The 794-nt window shown below is 48.2% G+C and carries 1 protein-coding gene; it reads right to left on the reverse strand.

Translation table 11 applies throughout. The annotated features are described in order from the left end of the window. Positions 1–794, reverse strand: a 794-nt coding sequence (locus R7R78_RS25575) for a sodium:solute symporter family transporter (protein WP_406707397.1), incomplete at both ends; no start/stop codon positions are given.

The raw sequence follows: 794 nt of genomic DNA on the forward strand, positions 1-794 counted from the left end.
CAGAGCTGTCTGGTGTCATTGCTAGGAACAATGCAATCAAAGAACTCACGATAACGCCCACACGGCCAATCATCACCACTTCTTCTGAAGAAGCATCAGGTTTGATTACTTGCTTGTAGAAGTCTTCTGCTAGTGCAGATGAAGATACTAGAAGCTGTGAATCCGCTGTACTCATTACTGCCGCTAGGATTGCTGCTAGTAGGATACCAGCAACCACTGGGTGGAATACGGTGTTCACAAGCAACATAAAGATTTTCTCGCCATCTTCTAGTTGCGTACCTGGGTGGCCAGTCACCCATACCAGACCAACTAGACCCACTAGCATTGCACCTGCCATTGAAAGCGCAGTCCAACCCACAGCGATACGACGCGCTGTAGTTAGGTCTTTGTTTGAACGTGATGCTTTGAAACGCGCTAGGATGTGTGGCTGACCAAAGTAGCCAAGACCCCATGCCGCTAGCGAGATAATCGCGATAGCTGACAGCGGCTCACCTTTCACATCGTTCCACAACGTCAGTAGTTCTGGGTTGATGTTGTGCATGTCTGAAGACAGTTGGCCAAAACCACCGTCCATCACAGCAATCGGAACGATCATCAGTGCTGCTGCCATCAATAGGCCTTGCACTAAGTCAGTCCAAGATACCGCTAAGAAACCACCGAACAGCGTGTAAGAAACCACACAAACTGTACCAATAACTACTGCAATACTGTAATCAAGGCCGAATACGGTTTCAAACAGTTTGCCCCCTGCGACCAAACCTGAGCTGGTGTAGAAAAGGAAGAATAGAAGAATG

This window comes from Vibrio sp. 2134-1 (genome assembly GCF_033339495.1).